The sequence below is a fragment of the Burkholderia sp. BCC0097 genome, assembly GCF_902832985.1.
GTDB lineage: Bacteria > Pseudomonadota > Gammaproteobacteria > Burkholderiales > Burkholderiaceae > Burkholderia > Burkholderia orbicola.
Genome location: NZ_CADFDM010000004.1, coordinates 445,607 through 462,963 on the forward strand (window position 1 = coordinate 445,607; position 17,357 = coordinate 462,963).

The window sequence follows — 17,357 nt, forward strand, 5'->3', positions numbered from 1 at the left end:
TTTTCAATGGGTACAGCGTGACTATTATTCGGCTGTCCGCCGCCCGCCGCAAGCACCGACGGGCAATACCGCCACCCCGCAACAGTCCACCCATCATGCCGATCGATTCCGCCTTGCCGAACTTCCGCTCGCTGACGCCCGAGCAACGCCTGTCCCACCTGTCCCGCATCGTCGGGCTCGACGATGCCGAGCACGCGCTGCTCGCCCAACCGGGCGCGCTGCCGCTCGATACCGCGAACGGGATGATCGAGAACGTGATCGGCACGTTCGAGCTGCCGATGGCGGTGGCCGGCTACTTCCGGATCAACGATCGGGACGTGATCGTGCCGATGGCCGTCGAGGAGCCGTCGATCGTGGCGGCCGCATCGTATATGGCGAAGCTTTCCCGCGCGGCGGGCGGCTTCCGCACGTCGAGCAGCGGCCCGCTGATGCGTGCGCAGGTTCAGGTGATCGGCGTCGACGATCCGTACGGCGCGCGGCTGGCGATCCTGCGTCATGCGGGCGAACTGATCGCCCTCGCGAACAGTCGCGACAAGGTGCTGGTCGGGCTCGGCGGCGGCTGCCGCGACATCGAGGTTCATGTGTTCCCCGACACGCCGCGCGGCGCGATGATCGTCGCGCACCTGATCGTCGACGTGCGCGACGCGATGGGCGCGAACACGGTCAACACGATGGCCGAAACCGTCGCGACGCGCATCGAGGCGATTACCGGCGGCCAGGTACGGTTACGAATACTGTCCAACCTCGCCGACCTGCGGTTGGCGCGCGCAGAGGTACGCTACTCGGCCGCGACGCTCGCGACCGACGATTACGCCGGCGAAGCGGTGATCGACCGCGTGATCGACGCATACGTGTTCGCGGCGACCGATCCGTACCGCGCGGCGACCCACAACAAGGGCATCATGAACGGCATCGACCCGGTGGTGGTCGCGACCGGCAACGACTGGCGCGCGGTCGAGGCCGGCGCGCATGCGTACGCGAGCCGCAGCGGCCGCTATACGTCGCTGACGACGTGGGAGAAGGCCGCCAACGGCGACCTCGTCGGCACGATCGAGATGCCGATGCCGGTCGGGCTCGTCGGCGGCGCGACGAAGACGCATCCGCTCGCGCGCCTCGCATTGAAGATCATGAACGTGACGTCGGCGCAGGAACTCGGCGAAATTGCGGTCGCGGTCGGGCTTGCGCAGAATCTCGGTGCGCTGCGCGCGCTCGCGACCGAAGGGATCCAGCGCGGCCACATGGCGCTGCATGCGCGCAACATCGCCGTCGCGGCCGGCGCGATCGGCGCCGACATCGACCGGATCGCGCAGCAGATGGTCGCGGCGAAGGACGTGCGTACCGATTTCGCCGTCGAGCTGCTCGCGGGCCGCAGCGGCGGCTGACGCGCGGCTGCGCGCCGCGTGATCGATGCGGCGTGCAGTCCGCGCCGCGCCGGCATGGCCGGCGACATATCAAACCAGGAGGAGACACATGGAACAGACCGGTTCAAGCGCCGTCGCACCCGCGCCGCATCGCACCCGGCCGTTGGCCGGCGCCGAGGCGGCGGCCACGACGCTCGTCGAGGTATGGGGCGACACGGTGGCGACGAGGCATCTCGCGTGGTCGGTGCTGCTCGGCATCGCGATCAGTCTCGGCGCGTTCGAGATCGGCCGCATCGCGCTCGCATCGTTCGTGCACGACGCACCGATCGCACGCGCTTATGCGATGCTGATCGGCCTCGGCGGCTGCCTGCTGGCGGGCACGATCTGCGCGGTGCTGTTCAAGCCGAAGCGCACGGTGATCGAACATGCGGCGGGCAGCGCCGAGCGCGACGACGCCTTGCGGCAACTTGCCGAAGCATCGGGCGGGCTCGGCGCGACGAGCGATCTGTCGGCCAGCGCGCGCGCCGAGATGGAGGAACTCGGGCTGCTCGACCTGTTCGCGTCGTACGACGCGTCGACCGGGCGCGCACGCGCGGGAGGCCGCTGATGGACGCACTGCTGCAGGCTTTGCCGGCCGCGTTCGCGATGGGGCTGCTCGGCGCGATCGTGTTCTCCGGCATCGGGCTGATCTCCGGCACCGACGAAACGACGACGATCGCGCCGCTCACGTTGCTCGTCGCGCTGCTCGGCGTGCCGCCGGCCGGCGTGTTCACGTTTTTTCTCGCGGGCGCGGTGGCCAAGCACATCACGCATGCGATCCCGACCGCGCTGCTCGGCATTCCCGGCGACACGATGGCCGCGCCGCTGCTGCAACAGGCGACGCTGCTGCGCGCGCTCGGCGTGCCGCATATCGCGCTGCGCAAGATGATCTCCGGTGCGATCGTCGCCGCGTTCGTCGCGCTGCCGCTCGCGGTGCTGTTCGCGTCGTTGCTCGCGCCGTTCGGCGCGGCGATCGCGAAGGCCGCGCCGTGGGTGTTCCTCGTGGCGGCCGTCGGCATCGCGTACTGCTCGGCGGGGCGCTGGGCGTCGGTGCTGCTGCTGGTGCCGTTCGTGATGCTGGTGGTCGGGCTGCAGGCGCTCACGGGTCATTACGGCGTGAAGCTGAGCGTCAGCTACTTCCTCGGGATCGCGATCGGCCCGCTGGTGGCCGACCTGTTCTCGATCCTGTCGCCGGCCGAGCGGCGGCGCATGCGCCGCGACGGGCCGTCGACGTTCGTGCTCGCACCCGACGTGAAAAGCTGGCGCGGCTATTTCCCCAATCCGCTGAAGGTGCTCGACCGCGAGCAGGTCGCGTGGACGGTCGGCACGGCGGCCGTGTCGAGCGCGACGTTCGTGTTCAGCCCGGTCGCGATGACGGTGCTGATGGGCGAGATCGTCGGCGCGCGCGTGCGTCATGCGTACCAGCGCCTGACGACCGTGATCGCCGCACGCAATGGCGTGACCGAGGCCACCTATATCGCCGAAGCGCTGATTCCGCTGATCGCGTTCGGGCTGCCGCTGAGCCCGGTGGCGGCCGGGCCGGCCGCGCCGCTGTTCAATGCGCCGCCGCGCTTCACGGTCGACGCGGTGAGCGGGCAAATCCACAACCTGCATACGCTGATGAGCTGGCCCGAGTTCCTCGGCTACGGGCTGCTGTCGATCGTGCTGGCCGCGCTGATCGCGTATCCGCTCGCGATGCACCACGCGCACCGCGCGGCATCGTTCGTCGCGCGCAAGCTGAGCCACGAAGCGATCATCGCGACCTTCGCGGGGTTGATCGTCGTGATCGGCGTGTGGGAAGGGCAACTGCTTGGGCTCGCCGTGATCGTGACGATCGGCCTGTTCGGCGGGATGCTGTCGCGCTTGTTCGCGTTCAACACCGGCGTGCAGTTCATGGGCTATTACGTCGCGGTGCTCAGCGTGCCCGCGATCGCCGGGCTGTTCTGACTCGCCGGCGCACGGGGCCGCGAGTGCCGCGCGGCCGTGCCGAAGCGTCGTTTTTCCCGCCATTTTTGAATCGCTGTGTGTCGTGTTCGCACACGGATACGTTGAGATACAAAGCGTCCGGACGGTTCGGATATAAAACCGGTGAAGCGATTCACACGGCGGCGCGGTGCCATGCGCCGCCGCCCCGAATGGCGAGAACCGATTGCCCGCGCGTGCCGCGGGCCCTTTCCTTAGCGATCGACAATGGAGAACGAGTCATGCCCGATACCGTGAACACCCGCCGCCGCCTGATCCTGGGCTCGACGCTGGCGAGCCTGAGCCTGGCCGACCTCGGCTTCAGCGCACTCGCGCAGGCGCAGTCGGCGCCCGATGCATCCGCGGCGAAGCGCCCGGCCAGCGTCGCGTCGCTGGGCACGATCCACCAGATCGACGCGGGCGTGCTCAACGTCGGGTATGCGGATCTCGGCCCGAAGAACGGCCCCGTCGTGTTCCTGCTGCATGGCTGGCCGTACGACATCTACAGCTACGCGGACGTCGCGCCGCTGCTCGTCGCGGCCGGCTATCGCGTGATCGTGCCGTACCTGCGCGGCTACGGCTCGACGACGTTCCGCTCGGCCGACACGGTACGCAACGGCCAGCAGGCGGTGACGGCCGTCGACATCGTCGCGCTGATGGACGCGCTGAAGATCGACCGCGCGGTGTTCGGCGGCTACGACTGGGGCGCGCGCACGGCCGACGTCATCGCGGCGCTGTGGCCGCAGCGTGTGAAGGCGCTGGTGTCGGTGAGCGGCTACCTGATCGGCAGCCAGGCGGCGAATGCCAAGCCGTTGCCGCCGCAGGCCGAATTCCAGTGGTGGTATCAGTTCTACTTCACGACCGAGCGCGGTGAACTCGGCTATACGCAGAACCGCGAGGCGTTCAACAAGCTGATCTGGCAGCTCGCGTCGCCGAAGTGGCAGTTCTCCGACGAAACCTATGCGCGCTCGGCCGCATCGTTCCGGAATCCCGATCACGTGGCCGTCGTGATCCACAACTATCGCTGGCGTCTCGGGCTCGCGAAGGGCGAAGCGCAATACGACGACATCGAGCGGCGTCTCGCAGCGGGGCCTGCGATCACCGTGCCGACGATCACGATGGAAGGCGACGCGAACGGCGCGCCGCATCCCGAGCCGGCCGCGTACGCGAAGAAGTTCACCGGCAAGTACCAGCACCGGACGATCACCGGCGGCATCGGTCACAACCTGCCGCAGGAAGCGCCGCAGGCATTCGCCGATGCGGTCCTGCAAGTGGAGCATCTGTGATGCGGGCCCGTGTAGGGCTCGGGCGGCGCGGTGTGCGTCGTGCGCTCGTCGCGGGTGTGCTGCTGGCCGGCGCGTGGTCGGCGAGCGGGCCGGCCGCGTTCGCGCAACAGCCGAAGCCGGCCGCGGCCGCGTCGCCGATCTACGGCGTGACGATTCCGCCCGGCTACCGGAAGTGGGAAATGGTCGCGCCGGCCGAAGAGGCCGCCCCGCTCGACGAGCTGCGCGTGGTGCTCGGCAACCCGGTCGCGATCCGCGCGCTCGAGCAGGCGACGCTGCCGTTTCCGGACGGCACGATTCTCGTGAAGCTCGCATATAAGCGCAAGCAGTCCGACGAGTTCGCGCCCGCGACGGTGCCTGGCCAGGCGACGACCGTGCAGGTGATGGTGAAGGATTCACGCCGTTACGCAGAGACGGGCGGCTGGGGATTCGGGCGCTTCGTCAACGGCGTGCCGGCCGATATAGGCCAGCATCAGACGTGCTTTGCGTGCCATCAGGCGCGGGTAAAGAATCACGACTACGTGTTCACGCGGCTTGCGCCGTGACGTGACACGGCGGTGTGAAGGCGAAGGAAAGGCGTGCCCCGCGAGGCACGCCTTTTTTCGTGGTGCGTAGCGCGAGGCGAAACGAATCCCCTCGGCAAACGGGTTTGTATCGCTCTGTATCTGCGGCCGTTCCTGAAAAACTGGCATGCAGAAAGCCCGGTTTCGGAAACATGCCGGATACGTGCGCGGGTTCTACTGTCGACATGCAGCAAACGTTCGGTGCCAGACGTTCGCACCGGATGCCAAGTGATCGACCACCCAACTTCGTTCAAGGAGAAATCTCATGAAAGCCGCTCGAATCCTCGCCGTTGCCGTTCTCGCCGTCGCCCCCGCATTGTCGTTCGCCGATACCGGCCACGGTCTCACGCGTGCCGAAGTGCGCGCCGACCTCGTCCGTCTCGAGCAGGCCGGCTACAACCCGGCCGGCAGCGAAGCGCATTACCCGGACGACATCGCCGCCGCAGAGCATGCCGTCGCGGCTGCCGAGCAGGTCGCGCGTTCCGACCAGAACGGCCCGGCGAAGTCGCAAGGCGACAACGTGGCCGATGCGTCGACGCCGGCCGGCCATCGCGATGCCGCGCCGTCGCGTGCCGCACGCAACGCCGCCGACGACCTGTACGCGCATTCGTGATCTCGCGTCGCGCCTGCCGCATGCAGGCGCGATCGCTCAGACAGCACTTCACTTCAACGACACGATAAAGAAAGGAGCATGACGATGGCCGGTTTGATGAAACGCGCTCTGGTATCCGCCGCGATGATCGGCGGACTGTTCGGTGCGGTCGCGGCGCAGGCCGCGCCGAAGGAAGACCTGAAGGGCACCAACGTCGTGCTCGTGCATGGCGCGTTCGCCGACGGGTCGAGCTGGAACCGCGTGATTCCGCTGCTCGAGGCGCGCGGCCTGCACGTGGTGTCGGTGCAGAATCCGCTGAGCTCGCTCGCCGACGATGCAGCCGCGACGAAGCGCACGATCGACGAACAGAAGGGACCGGTCGTGCTGGTCGGCCATTCATGGGCCGGCGTCGTGATCAGCGATGCGGGCAACGACGACAAGGTGAAGTCGCTCGTATACGTCGCGGCATTCGCGCCCGACAATGGCCAGTCGATCGCGGACGTCACGCAGGGGCTGCCGGCGCCGTCATGGGCCGGTGAGCTGCGCAAGGACGCGGGCGGTTTCGCGCGGCTGTCGGACAAGGCGATCGCGCAGGATTTCGCGCCGGATCTGCCGCCCGCGCAGCAGCGTCTCGTTGCCGCGACCCAGGGGCCGTGGTACGGCGGGTGCATCTCGGAGAAGGTCACGCAGGCCGCGTGGCATGCGAAGCCGTCGACGTTCGTGGTCGCGACGCAGGACCGGATGATCGATCCGGCGCTGCAGGAAGCGATGGCGAAGCGGATCGGCGCGACGGTCACGCGCGTGCACGCCAGCCACGTCGCGATGCTGAGCCAACCGAAGGCCGTGGCCGACGCGATCATCGCCGCCGCCGAGCGCGCGAAGCAGGATACGCAGTGAGCGAATGCGGCGCCGCGCTGCCGTGATATCGAGGCGCGCGGTGTGCCGGTGGCGGTGGTCGAACACGGTGGTGTGATGTACTGAACAACCATGCATCGGCGAGGCTCGGGCGGCTTCGTCGGTGCCTGACGTGATCCGTTCCATTTCGGATTCCGTGACGACACCCCGCGGACCAAGTCGATCGCCTCATCCTTCCTTCCAAATCCCTTCGATACACGCCATCGAACGGCGCTTGTCCTCCCTTTCCATCCCGCCATCGACCGCGCACCAATAGCGCGCGTCTGCTATTGCATTCCCCGCGGCGCTGATTAGGAAATGAATTTTTATTGGTTCTGCTTCCCCGACCGCGCTCGCATAGTGGCGTTGACGGCTATAGACAGCACGCAAGCTGCAACAGCCGCATTCCCGGTGTCTTTGTTCATACGAATCTGAGAAAACAAGGAAGTGTCATGACGGTTGAACTGGAAGAACGAACCGCTGCGCAGCAGGCGCTCGAAGACGCGCGCGCGGCAGCCTTGGCGGCCGGCAAGCCCTACGCGGGCGGCGTTGCGCCGGAAACCGCGTGGGCGTTGTTTTCGGCGGGCGACGCCGTGCTGGTGGACGTGCGCACGGCCGAGGAACGGAAATTCGTCGGCTACGTGCCGGAGTCGCTGCACGTGCCGTGGGCGACCGGCACGAGCCTGACGCGCAACCCGCGCTTCGTGCGCGAACTGGAAGCGAAGACCGGCAAGGACGTGGTCGTGTTGCTGTTGTGCCGCAGCGGCAACCGCTCGGCGCAGGCGGCCGAGGCCGCGGCGAAGGGCGGTTTCAAGCAGGTTTTCAATGTGCTCGAAGGCTTCGAGGGCGACCTCGACGAGCGGCAGCATCGCGGCGGCCAAAACGGCTGGCGCTTCCGCGGCCTGCCTTGGGCGCAGGATTGATTCACGGCCGTTACGGGGAGAAAGCAGCATGGCCGCATTCGATATCGACGACATCGTTCAATCGCTGCAAACGGTGCGTCGCGCATGGCGCGAAAAGCAGCGGCGTTCGCTCGAACCCGGCGGGCGCGATCTGCCGGCGCGCGAAGCGCTCGCGCAGATCGTCGGCGCACTGAAAGGCGTGCTGTTCCCGATGCGGCTCGGGCCGCCCGACCTGCGGCAGGAAAGCGAGAACTTCCACGTGGCCCACGCGCTCGACGCGGCGCTGAATGCGTTGCTCACGCAGGTGACGCTCGAATTGCGCTACGCGGCGCGTCACCGCAATGCCGACGGGCCGGCCGACAACCTCGACGAAGTCGCGTCGAAGGCCGTGCAGGCGTTCGCCGCGCGCTTGCCGGAGATTCGCCGGCTGCTCGACAGCGACGTGCTCGCGGCGTTTCACGGCGATCCGGCGGCCGGCAGCGTCGACGAAGTGCTGCTGTGCTATCCCGGCATCCTGGCGATGATTCATCACCGGCTCGCGCACGAACTGTACGGGCTCGGCCTGCCGCTGCTCGCGCGGATCATCGCCGAGCAGGCGCATGCGGAAACGGGCATCGACATTCATCCGGGCGCGCGCATCGGCGCGGGCTTCTTCATCGACCACGGCACGGGCGTCGTGATCGGCGAAACGGCGATCATCGGCGAGCGCGTGCGCGTGTACCAGGCCGTCACGCTCGGCGCGAAGCGCTTTCCGCGCGATGCGGCCGGCCATCTGGAGAAAGGGCTCGCGCGCCATCCGATCGTCGAGGACGACGTGGTGATCTATGCGGGCGCAACGATCCTCGGCCGCGTGACGATCGGGCGCGGCGCGGTGATCGGCGGCAACGTGTGGCTCACGCAGGACGTGCCGGCCGGCGAAAACGTCACGCAGGCCGTGCTGCGCAGCGAAGCGAACGCCGCGCCGCGCACGGCGGCGCGCGTCGCCTAGGAGGCGCGATGAGCGACCTCATCCATCACTTCGGCGCCACCGTGCGCAAGCTGCGCGAAGCGCGCACGTGGTCGCAGGAGCAACTGGCCGAGCATGCGGGGCTGAACCGCTCGTATGTCGGCGAGATCGAGCGCGGCGAGGCGATCGCGTCGATCGTCACGGCCGACAAGATCGCGCGCGCGTTCGACGTGTCGATCTCGACGCTGCTGCCGGGCGCGTACGTCACCTGAGCCGCCCGCATCGATTCCCCTTTCGGGTGCGCGACCTGACGGCTATAGCATGTTGAGCCGGCAGGGGCGTGCTTCCGATAATCACCCAGCGTCATAAGCAATCCCGTTTTTCATCTTAAGAACCCGGAGCCACACATGTCGACCGTTGCAAGCGGCACGGCTGCGCTGAGCGATCACGCCGCCCGCCAACTAGCGAACGCTACCAAGACCGTCCCCCAGCTTTCCACGATCACGCCGCGCTGGCTGACCCATCTGCTGCAATGGGTGCCGGTCGAGGCCGGCATCTATCGCCTGAACCAGGTCAAGAACCCGGAAGCCGTGCGTGCCGCGTGCACGCAGCTCGAGGACGAAAGCGTGCTGCCGCAGACGTTCGTGCCGTACGAGGAACAGCCGCGCGAGTACTTCCTGAACGCGGTGAGCACGGTGCTCGACGTGCATACGCGGATCTCCGATCTTTACAGCAGTCCTCATGACCAGATCAAGGAACAGCTGCGCCTGACGATCGAGACGATCAAGGAGCTGCAGGAAAGCCAGTTGATCAACAACCCCGACTACGGGCTGCTCGCGAACGTGACCGACGAACAGCGGATCTTCCCGCTGACGGGCGCGCCGACGCCGGACGATCTCGACGAGCTGCTGACGAAGGTGTGGAAGGAGCCGGCATTCTTCCTCACGCACCCGCTCGCGATCGCCGCATTCGGCCGCGAATGCACGCGGCGCGGCGTGCCGCCGCCGACGGTCAGCCTGTTCGGCTCGCAGTTCCTGACGTGGCGCGGCATTCCGCTGATTCCGTCGGACAAGGTGCCGGTCGCGGACGGCAAGACCAAGATCCTGCTGCTGCGCGTCGGCGACAAGCGTCAGGGCGTCGTCGGCCTGTATCAGCCGGGCGTCGCGGGCGAGCAGGGGCCGGGCCTGTCGGTGCGCTTCATGGGGATCAACAACCAGGCGATCGCGTCGTACCTGATCTCGCTGTATTGCTCGCTCGCGGTCCATTCGCCGGATGCGCTGGCTGTCCTCGATGACGTCGAAATCGCCAAGTTCCATGACTATCCCGACACCTACCGTTAATCCCGGCCTGGCCGGCGGCGACGCGCACGCGTTGCCGCATGCGCCGCTGCCGGCCGGCTTGCCCGACCCGGCGACGCTCGCGCGGCTCGCGTCCGAGTTCTTCGCGACGCCGCCCGGGCAGGCCACCGCGCCCGGGTTGTCGGCGGGCAGCGGCGCGGTCGGCGGCGTGCCGTCGGCCTTGCCCGCGGCGGCGCCGATTCTCGCGTCGGTGAGCAACCCGGTGCCGGGCGGTTCGCCGCTCGCAGGCCCGGGCGGGGCGGGCACCGGCGTGCCGGGGCTCGCGCTGCCGCAAGGCAAGGTACCGGGCGCGAACCTCGCGCCGTCCGCGCCGACGCACGTGCTGTCGCTCGGCAACCGCGCACCCGCGCTCGCGCCGCATGCGGCCGCGCAGAACGGGCTGCCCGACAACGCCGTGTCGATCGCGCCCGCGCTCGAACCGCGTGTCGGCGGCGCGGCCCTCGGCGTGCCGCAGGTGAATGCGCCGGTATCGGAAGGCGCGGCGAAGGCCTCGCCGTACTACTTCACCGACGGTTCGCTGCAAGGCTGGCAGGGGACGCCACAGGACATCGTCGTGCCGTCGAACGGCCTCGCGTCGCCGGAAGCGTTCGGGCTGCCGGGCGACGATGCGCTGCGCGCGCTGCTCGCCGTGCATCGCGACGTGCCGGTGTCGCGTGCATCGGGCGCCGACGTGCCGCGTTACTTCATCGACGACGCGCACGCAGCCGAGCCGCAAGGCCAGCTGTATCGTGGCGCTCATCCGCCGTTCGACGTGAACGCGATCCGCCGCGATTTCCCGATCCTGCAGGAGCGCGTGAACGGCAAGCAGCTCGTCTGGTTCGACAACGCGGCGACGACGCACAAGCCGCAGGCCGTGATCGACCGCCTCGCTTACTTCTACGCCCACGAAAACTCGAACATCCACCGCGCCGCGCACGCACTGGCCGGCCGCGCGACGGATGCGTACGAGCATGCGCGGGAAACGGTGCAGCGCTTCATCGGCGCATCGTCGCCCGACGAGATCGTGTTCGTGCGCGGCACGACCGAGGCGATCAACCTGATCGCGAAGTCGTGGGGTGTGCAGAACGTCGGTGAAGGCGACGAGATCGTCGTGTCGCATCTCGAGCATCACGCGAACATCGTGCCGTGGCAGCAGCTTGCCGCGCTCAAGGGCGCGAAGCTGCGCGTGATTCCGGTCGACGATTCGGGGCAGGTGCTGCTCGACGAATACCGGAAGTTGCTCAACGATCGCACGAAGATCGTGTCGGTCACGCAGGTGTCGAACGCGCTCGGCACGGTCGTGCCGGTGAAGGAGATCGTCGAGCTTGCGCATCGCGCTGGCGCGAAGGCGCTGGTCGACGGTGCGCAGTCGATCTCGCACATGCGTGTCGACGTGCAGGCGCTCGATGCGGATTTCTTCGTGTTCTCCGGGCACAAGATCTACGGGCCGACCGGGATCGGCGTGGTGTACGGCAAGCGCGCGATCCTCGACGACATGCCGCCGTGGCAGGGTGGCGGCAACATGATCGCGGACGTGACGTTCGAGCGCACGGTGTTCCAGCCGCCGCCGAACCGTTTCGAAGCCGGCACCGGCAACATCGCGGATGCGGTGGGGCTCGGCGCGGCGCTCGACTACGTGAACCGTGTCGGCATCGAGAACATCGCTCGCTACGAGCACGATCTGCTTGCGTATGCGACGAGCGTGCTCGCGCCCGTGCCCGGCGTGCGGCTCGTCGGTACCGCGCGCGACAAGGCGAGCGTGCTGTCGTTCGTGCTGAAGGGCTATGAGACCGAGGAAGTCGGGCAGGCGCTGAACGAAGAGGGCATCGCGGTGCGCTCGGGGCATCACTGCGCGCAACCGATCCTGCGGCGCTTCGGGCTCGAAGCCACGGTACGGCCGTCGCTCGCGTTCTACAACACGTGCGACGAAGTCGATGCGCTGGTGCGTGTCGTCAGGAGACTGGCGGCGCGGCGCTGACGTTGTCGTTGTGCTGACGCTGTCCGCTTGCGGCGGCCTTTGCGGGCCGCCGCAAGCGTTTTGATTACGCGATCAGAAGCGCATGACCGGCTTCTGCTCGACATTGAACCCGTCGCGCAGCACGCACGCCGAATCGGCGAAGTAGCGACGAGTTTCCGACAGCAGATCGGTGTTGCCGCGCCGGCAGAACACCACGCCCGATCCTTCCTCCGATGCATGTGCTTGAACGCACGCATGGCGATGCATGACGACCGCATTGACATCGTGTTCAAGCGTGCACGGGAAGGACTACGGCGCGCACCGTCCGCCTGGCGGCAGGACGGTGGCTCGGGAGGGACACGCAGTCGTCCGGCCCGTCAGGCAGAAAAGCGACTCGGAGCACGAGGACTTCGGATGCGCATGGCGCGTGCTCTCTGATGGATGACGAACCCATTCTAGTGAACGGATGCGCGCTCGCAAGTAAAAAGGTCGTAGAGGCGTGTGAATCGCGCGTTACGTGCACTGCCATAGATGCGCGCTGGTGCGGCAGCATGAGCACCAGAACGTGTAATTCGCGCCGCCGCTGCCCCACAGCCATTCACCGCCGTCGACCTGTGGAAGCTGCGAATCGAGCTGCATCGCGAAGTGCATCGTGCGGCCGCAGTCGGGGCAAGCGGGATACCACGCGGACTGTACCCACGACGGCGGGCCGCCGACGCGGCTCAGGTTCTGCCGGTCGTTCGACTCGCCCCAGTCCTGCCAGGTCCACCGTGCAGGGGCGGCAAAGAGTGCGACGTCGGATTCGACGAAGGCGGCGGCCGGGTAGTCGGGTTCGATCGGGGCATCGTGCTGCTGCGACGGGTGAGCGATCGCGTGGCCCGAGTCGTCGTGCCGGTAGAACAGCGGGCCGTCGCTTTCCCAGCCGAGACACGACAGGCAGGTGTCGAACGACACCGGCGTCGTGCTGTCGATGCCGGTGTCGGCGGGTTGCGGCAGCGTCAGCAGCCGGTGCAACGGCTGATGACACAGGCCGCATCGATGCGATGTCGTGCCGCCGAAGTGTGCGGTCGACCGAGGCGATTCGCCTGCGTGCCAGGTCGCATGATGCGTCTGAATCTCGCGTTTCCACTTCGGCATCTCGCGAAGCGCCGGTGCGCGCAGCGTGCGTCCGAAGTCGACATGCAGCGGCGAATCGCCGTGCAATGCGCGCAACGTGCCATGCTCCAGCGTGTAGCCCGCGGACATGAGCCAGTTTGCGGCTTGCTCCGGATCGTCGGGGAACAGCCGGCCCACTGCGTCGAGCACGGCTGCCGGTTGTCGAGAATGAAGCAGCGCGACAGCGCGTGCGCGTGCTGCATCGTCAAGCCCAGGGGTTTCCGCAAGCCGTCGGCGCCACGCATCGATCGTCGCGGGATCGAGCGCCCGCCACGCGTGTTCGGCGAGATATACGCTCGGTGAGCGCCGGGCGACGACCACGTCGAGCAGTGCATCCCAATGACCGGCAAACACCTGCGGCGAGCGCAGCGCCACGCTCGACAGCACGTTCGCGAGCCGCGCGTTCCACGCGCCTTCGAGCACCCGTCGCCATGCGTCGGCGGCAACTTTCTCGAACGAGGTGCCGTCCATCAGATCGAGTGCTGCGTCGATGAACGTCGCATGCGGCAACGCGCGATCGAACGACGCGATCACCAGATCGGCGAGCGCGGTCGGCTCTTCGCGCCGCAGCGCCAGCATCTGCGACATCGGATCGCCGCCGGTCCGGCCGAGGCGTTCGTAGTCGTCAAGAATGGTCTGTGCGGTCGGCATGGGAGCTGAATGGTGAGAGGGGAATTCATCTTACCCGAGCACGATAGCGGTTCCGCAAACGGCCGATCCAAAGAAAAACGCGTGACGACTTCCATCGCCACGCGTTGCAGGATCCTGCCAGGCCGCGCGCGCCGGCGAACCGGCGCGCACGCTGCGTCGTCAGAAATCGAATCCCGGCCCGCCCGCACCCGGGCCGCCCGGTGCGGCGGCCGGCGCCGCATCCTTCGGCGCTTCGTACACGGTCGCATCGGTCGTCAGCAGCAGCCCGGGCACCGACGCCGCGTTCTGCAGCGCGGTGCGCGTGACCTTGGTCGGATCGAGCACACCCGATTCGACGAGATCGCCGTACTCGCCCGTCTGCGCGTTGTAGCCGAAGTTGCCCGTGCCTTCCGCGACCTTCGCGACGACGACGCTCGCTTCCTCGCCCGCATTCGTGACGATCTGGCGCAGCGGTTCCTCGAGCGCGCGCAGCACGATCTTGATGCCCGCGTCCTGATCGGCGTTCGCGCCCTTCAGTTCGCGGATCGCCTGCCGCACGCGGATCAGCGCGACGCCGCCGCCTGGCACGATGCCTTCCTCGACGGCCGCGCGCGTGGCGTGCAGCGCGTCGTCGACGCGGTCCTTCTTCTCCTTCACCTCGATTTCGGTCGCGCCGCCGACCTTGATCACCGCCACGCCGCCCGCGAGCTTCGCGACGCGTTCCTGCAGCTTCTCGCGGTCGTAGTCGGAGGTGGCTTCTTCGATCTGCACGCGGATCTGCTTCACGCGCGCTTCGATGTTCTTCGCATCGCCCGCGCCGTCGATCACCGTGGTGTTTTCCTTGCCGACCTCGATGCGCTTCGCCTGGCCCAGTTCGGCCAGCGTGGCCTTCTCGAGCGTCAGGCCCGTTTCCTCTGCGATCACCTGCCCGCCGGTGAGGATCGCGATGTCCTCGAGCAACGCCTTGCGGCGATCGCCGAAGCCCGGTGCCTTGACCGCGACCGTCTTCAGGATGCCGCGGATGTTGTTCACGACGAGCGTCGCGAGCGCTTCGCCTTCGACGTCTTCCGCGATGATCAGCAGCGGCCGGCCCGACTTGGCGACCTGTTCGAGCACCGGCAGCAAATCGCGGATGTTCGAGATCTTCTTGTCGTGCAGCAGGATGTACGGGCTTTCGATCTCGGCGATCTGCTTGTCCGGATTGTTGATGAAATACGGCGACAGGTAGCCGCGATCGAATTGCAGCCCTTCGACGACATCGAGCTCGTCGGCGAGCGACTTGCCGTCTTCGACGGTGATCACGCCTTCCTTGCCGACGCGGTCGATCGCTTCCGCGATGCGCTGGCCGATCGACTCCTCGCCGTTCGCGGAGATCGTCGCGACCTGCGCGATTTCCTTGCTCGTGGTGGTCGGCTTGCTGATCTTCTTCAATTCCTCGACGGCCGACGTGACGGCCTTGTCGATGCCGCGCTTCAGGTCGAGCGGATTGAGCCCGGCCGCCACGTACTTCTGGCCTTCACGGACGATTGCCTGCGCGAGCACGGTGGCCGTGGTCGTGCCGTCGCCGGCCGCGTCGCTGGTGCGTGACGCGACTTCCTTCACGAGTTGCGCGCCGATGTTCTGCAGCTTGTCGGCGAGTTCGATTTCCTTCGCGACCGACACGCCGTCCTTCGTGACGACGGGGGCGCCGAAACTGCGTTCGAGCACGACGTTGCGGCCTTTCGGGCCGAGCGTGACCTTCACCGCGTTCGCGAGGATGTTCACGCCTTCGGTCAGCTTCGACCGTGCGATGTCGCTGAAAAGAATTTCCTTGGCTGCCATGATTGCGCTCCGTTATTGATTGACGACCGCGACGATGTCCTCTTCGCGCAGCACGAGAAACTCGTTACCGTCCACCTTGACGGCTTGCCCCGCGTACTTGCCGAACAGCACGCGTTCGCCGACCTGCAGGTCGGGCACGATGCGCTGACCATCCGTGTCCTTGCGGCCGGGGCCGACGGCAATTACTTCGCCCTGGTCGGGCTTTTCGGCGGCGCTGTCGGGGATCACGATGCCCGACGCGGTGGTGGTTTCCTGATCGAGTCGCTTCACGATCACGCGATCGTGCAAGGGGCGTAGGCTCATTTTTTCGTCCTGTCCTGTTCTGTCGAAATTGGCTGGCACTCTTTAACAGAGAGTGCTGACGAGTATAAAAATGCGCGGCGGCGCGATCCAATAACGGATTTGCACAAGCATTCGCGCCGTCGTGCAAAGCGCCGTAAGCCGGCTATTGCGACACGGCGGGCTGCGCGACCGGCGAACAGACCGGGCGGATCGTCTCGCCGGCCAGCACGCGCTTCACGAACGGAATCGAATCGGCGAGCGACGCGTTCACGGTGCCGTTGTGCTCGCGGCCCGCATACAGATGCGCTTCGACCGTCGTGCCCGCCGCACAGGCGTCCCTGGCGAGCGCGAGTTCGAGCGGCGCGAGCCCGTCGTCCGCGCCCGCGCCGATGAAAACGGGCGTCGCGATCTTCAGCGTCGGGTACTTCAGGTAGTCGTCCCACCATGCCTTCAGCCGCGCATCGCCACCCGGCTTCACGGTGTTCGCGTGCGTGAGGTGCGCGAGCGCCGCATCGTCCTCGAGCGATGCGAGGCAACTGATGCGCGACTGTTCGAGGATCGGCAGTGCGGTATCGGTCAGCACCTCGTCGGCGCGCAGCGACGGGTCGATCTGCTGCGCGGACAGCACCGAGTAGAACTGATACGCGAGCGTCGGATCGACGTGTTCGGGATCGCGCCGGTAGGCCGTCTCGAACTTCGGCAGCGATGCGAGGGTGGCGCGCGACGCGTTGTAGATCGTGCCGGTCGCGACGGTCGCGCGGATCGCCAGTTCGGGCGCATAGGCCGGCGCATAGCCGGCCGCCGCGATCACGGCCGTGCCGCCTTGCGACTGGCCGACCAGCACGACCTCGTTCGCGAGGCCCGGCACGCCGGCGAGCACCGCGCGCACGCTGTCGAGCAGCGTGTAGCTGTTCGAGCGGTTGTTGAGCTGTGGATTCGGGCCGGGCGTGCCGAGCCCCTGATAGTCGGTGGCGACCACCGCGAACCCTTGCTGAAGCCACGCGTTCAGGTAACGCACGTCGCGATACGAGCGGCCGAACCATGACGGCGCGCAGATGTCGGCCATCCCGAACGTGCCGTGCGCCCACGCGACGATCGGCCAGCCGCCGGCCGGCGGCGTGCCGCGCGGCAGGAACAGCGCGCCCGACACCGCGATCGGCGTGCGGCCGCCGACGCCGTCGGTCGACGCGTACAGGATGCGCAATTGCCGCGCGGCACTCGCGAGCCCGAGCGTCGCGGGCAGCGCTTCGGTGCGCAGCAGCGCGCCGGGCGTGGCCGGAACGTCGCGGTCCCACGTGTAGAACGCGGATACGCGGCCGTCGCCTTGTAGCGGGTCCGGGGCGGGGACACGGCCCGGCGACGCCGCGAGCGAAACGACGGAAGACACGGCGAGTGCCGATACGAGCAGCGTGCGCGCGGCGATGCCGCGCAGGGAAAGAAGCGTCATGGCTGGATGAAGGTCGGTGAGAGCGGATACGCCGGATAAGGCCGGCGCGGGCCGAGTGCGATGCAAGTTTCGAACCAGCGGGGTCGTTGCGTACGCAACGCGCGGTATGGCGGAGCGATGGATCGATGCCGCGCGCATCGTCCACACGCACTGACTGCGTGTCATGCAGCAATCCCGGCCGGCACG

The 17,357-nt window shown here is 67.5% G+C and carries 17 protein-coding genes; 12 read left to right on the plus strand and 5 right to left on the minus strand.

Annotated features, from left to right (window positions below; translation table 11 throughout):
- Positions 1-95 precede the first annotated feature (95 nt).
- The 12 genes from HWX07_RS15745 (at position 96) to HWX07_RS15800 (ending at position 11,857) form a co-directional block, all read left to right on the plus strand.
- On the plus strand, positions 96-1,382 hold the full coding sequence (locus HWX07_RS15745; protein ID WP_175876845.1) for a hydroxymethylglutaryl-CoA reductase, degradative: 1,287 nt from the start codon (positions 96-98) through the stop codon (positions 1,380-1,382).
- An 88-nt stretch (positions 1,383-1,470) separates the two neighbouring features.
- Positions 1,471-1,968, plus strand: a complete 498-nt coding sequence (locus HWX07_RS15750; RefSeq protein WP_175876846.1) for a hypothetical protein — start codon at positions 1,471-1,473, stop codon at positions 1,966-1,968.
- Positions 1,968-3,347, plus strand: coding sequence for a tripartite tricarboxylate transporter permease (locus HWX07_RS15755; RefSeq protein WP_175876847.1), 1,380 nt, complete (start codon positions 1,968-1,970; stop codon positions 3,345-3,347). The genes HWX07_RS15750 and HWX07_RS15755 overlap by 1 nt, the downstream gene beginning before the upstream one ends.
- A 257-nt stretch (positions 3,348-3,604) precedes the next feature.
- The gene (locus HWX07_RS15760) at positions 3,605-4,648 is read left to right on the plus strand and encodes an alpha/beta hydrolase (protein WP_175876848.1); all 1,044 of its coding nucleotides are present in this window, start codon (positions 3,605-3,607) and stop codon (positions 4,646-4,648) included.
- Complete coding sequence (locus HWX07_RS15765) at positions 4,648-5,190, plus strand: cytochrome P460 family protein (RefSeq protein ID WP_175876849.1); 543 nt, start codon at positions 4,648-4,650, stop codon at positions 5,188-5,190. Before HWX07_RS15760 ends, HWX07_RS15765 begins: the two co-directional genes overlap by 1 nt.
- Before the next feature lie 283 nt (positions 5,191-5,473).
- Entirely contained in the window at positions 5,474-5,821 is a 348-nt protein-coding gene (locus tag HWX07_RS15770; RefSeq protein ID WP_175876850.1) for a DUF4148 domain-containing protein, read from the plus strand.
- A gap of 84 nt (positions 5,822-5,905) precedes the next feature.
- Positions 5,906-6,697 (plus strand): alpha/beta hydrolase, encoded by a 792-nt coding sequence (locus HWX07_RS15775; protein ID WP_175769007.1) that lies wholly within the window; start codon positions 5,906-5,908, stop codon positions 6,695-6,697.
- A 449-nt stretch (positions 6,698-7,146) separates the two neighbouring features.
- Positions 7,147-7,617: a rhodanese-like domain-containing protein gene (locus HWX07_RS15780; protein ID WP_175877113.1), complete on the plus strand. Its 471-nt coding sequence runs from the start codon at positions 7,147-7,149 to the stop codon at positions 7,615-7,617.
- A 28-nt stretch (positions 7,618-7,645) separates the two neighbouring features.
- On the plus strand, positions 7,646-8,584 hold the full coding sequence (gene epsC, locus HWX07_RS15785) for a serine O-acetyltransferase EpsC (RefSeq protein WP_011694557.1): 939 nt from the start codon (positions 7,646-7,648) through the stop codon (positions 8,582-8,584).
- 8 nt (positions 8,585-8,592) lie between these two features.
- Positions 8,593-8,814 carry a helix-turn-helix transcriptional regulator gene (locus HWX07_RS15790; protein WP_006484517.1) on the plus strand — a complete coding sequence of 74 codons (222 nt, stop codon included), beginning with the start codon at positions 8,593-8,595 and terminating at the stop codon, positions 8,812-8,814.
- 135 nt (positions 8,815-8,949) lie between these two features.
- Positions 8,950-9,882 (plus strand): family 2A encapsulin nanocompartment shell protein, encoded by a 933-nt coding sequence (locus HWX07_RS15795; RefSeq protein WP_006479760.1) that lies wholly within the window; start codon positions 8,950-8,952, stop codon positions 9,880-9,882.
- Positions 9,857-11,857 (plus strand): family 2A encapsulin nanocompartment cargo protein cysteine desulfurase, encoded by a 2,001-nt coding sequence (locus tag HWX07_RS15800; protein ID WP_175876851.1) that lies wholly within the window; start codon positions 9,857-9,859, stop codon positions 11,855-11,857. The genes HWX07_RS15795 and HWX07_RS15800 overlap by 26 nt, the downstream gene beginning before the upstream one ends.
- Before the next feature lie 72 nt (positions 11,858-11,929).
- Here HWX07_RS15800 and HWX07_RS37175 read toward each other — a convergent pair whose 3' ends face one another.
- The 5 genes from HWX07_RS37175 to HWX07_RS15825 form a co-directional block, all read right to left on the minus strand.
- Positions 11,930-12,052, minus strand: coding sequence for a hypothetical protein (locus HWX07_RS37175; RefSeq protein WP_279612756.1), 123 nt, complete (start codon positions 12,050-12,052; stop codon positions 11,930-11,932).
- A gap of 297 nt (positions 12,053-12,349) precedes the next feature.
- Complete coding sequence (locus HWX07_RS15810; protein ID WP_175876852.1) at positions 12,350-13,642, minus strand: hypothetical protein; 1,293 nt, start codon at positions 13,640-13,642, stop codon at positions 12,350-12,352.
- 159 nt (positions 13,643-13,801) lie between these two features.
- Positions 13,802-15,442: a chaperonin GroEL gene (gene groL, locus HWX07_RS15815; RefSeq protein WP_175876853.1), complete on the minus strand. Its 1,641-nt coding sequence runs from the start codon at positions 15,440-15,442 to the stop codon at positions 13,802-13,804.
- A gap of 12 nt (positions 15,443-15,454) precedes the next feature.
- Positions 15,455-15,745 carry a co-chaperone GroES gene (locus tag HWX07_RS15820; protein ID WP_011694564.1) on the minus strand — a complete coding sequence of 97 codons (291 nt, stop codon included), beginning with the start codon at positions 15,743-15,745 and terminating at the stop codon, positions 15,455-15,457.
- Positions 15,746-15,887: 142 nt separating this feature from the next.
- The gene (locus HWX07_RS15825; RefSeq protein WP_175876854.1) at positions 15,888-17,171 is read right to left on the minus strand and encodes an alpha/beta fold hydrolase; all 1,284 of its coding nucleotides are present in this window, start codon (positions 17,169-17,171) and stop codon (positions 15,888-15,890) included.
- Between the last annotated feature and the right edge of the window lie 186 nt (positions 17,172-17,357).